General features: G+C 68.3%; 1 protein-coding gene. It reads right to left on the bottom strand.

Annotated features, from left to right (window positions below; translation table 11 throughout):
* Positions 1-552, bottom strand: a complete 552-nt coding sequence (locus tag HUW36_RS33900) for a hypothetical protein (RefSeq protein WP_174531706.1) — start codon at positions 550-552, stop codon at positions 1-3.
* Positions 553-619: the final 67 nt, after the last annotated feature.

Raw genomic sequence — 619 nt, 5'->3', positions numbered from 1 at the left:
TTACTTGGTCCAGTGCTGGGCCACGATGTCGGTGGCCTGCTTCTCCCACTGGGCGTAGGCGTCGGGGTAGGCGGAGACCTGCACGGTCTGCGCGGCCTCGGTCAGCGGCATGGTGTCCCAGCCGTCGACCTGCTTCAGGCCCTTGAGGAACGCCAGGGTCGAGTACTCAGGGTCGGTGATCTGCTCCGGCGTACCCCAACCCGAGGAGGGGCGCTGCTGGAACAGGCCCAGCGAGTCGTGGTCGTTGCGGTCGCCGAGGTGGCCCAGGTTCTCCAGCTTCGACTCCTGCAGCGCGGTGGCGATCGAGATCACCGCGGCCCGCTCCGGCAGACCGGCCTTCTTCGTCGCGGCGATGATCGCCTTCGCGTTCGCCAGCTGCTCGTCGTTCAGGGTGATGGTCGACTGCTCACCCTGCACACTCGCGACAGCCGCCACCGGCTTACCGGCGTGCGCGGGGGTGTCGGCGTGGGCGGCGACCGGACCGGCGAACACGCCACCGGTGAAGGCCAGACCAGCAACACCCAGGACGCTCTTACGCAGAATCGTGTTCATCAGGGGGGCTCCATTCGGGGGTCGACACACCCGGGGGACGGGTGTGGGCACCGTCAGGCGCACAAAG

Origin of the sequence: Micromonospora maritima (assembly GCF_902825405.1) — a bacterium.
Lineage (GTDB): Bacteria > Actinomycetota > Actinomycetes > Mycobacteriales > Micromonosporaceae > Micromonospora > Micromonospora maritima.
This window is presented reverse-complemented; position numbering and strand designations above follow the sequence as displayed.

What these genes read in the sequence shown, in the direction of transcription:
- HUW36_RS33900 (WP_174531706.1), bottom strand. Translation starts at nt 552, where the DNA reads ATGAACACGATTCTGCGTAAGAGCGTCCTGGGTGTTGCTGGTCTGGCC.